A 236-nucleotide genomic window follows, 5' to 3' on the forward strand; every position below is an offset into this window, starting at 1 on the left:
ACCAACTGAGCTAATGGCTCACAAACCAAAATGGTGCCGGCAAGAGGACTTGAACCCCCAACCTACTGATTACAAGTCAGTTGCTCTACCAGTTGAGCTACACCGGCGTATCCAATTTTCTCGAGTAAAGATGGTGGAGGATGACGGGATCGAACCGCCGACCCTCTGCTTGTAAGGCAGATGCTCTCCCAGCTGAGCTAATCCTCCATAATATACAGCCTGGCGACGTCCTACTC

The 236-nt window shown here is 51.3% G+C and carries 2 tRNA genes; both read right to left on the reverse strand.

Annotation, left to right across the window (positions count from 1 at the left end):
* Window positions 1-31: 31 nt before the first annotated feature.
* A tRNA-Thr gene (locus CN378_RS14545) sits at window positions 32-107 on the reverse strand.
* A 24-nt stretch (window positions 108-131) separates the two neighbouring features.
* Window positions 132-207, reverse strand: a tRNA-Val gene (locus tag CN378_RS14550).
* Between the last annotated feature and the right edge of the window lie 29 nt (window positions 208-236).

Origin of the sequence: Bacillus sp. AFS015802 (assembly GCF_002561455.1) — a bacterium.
Classification (GTDB): Bacteria; Bacillota; Bacilli; order Bacillales; family Bacillaceae_B; genus Rossellomorea.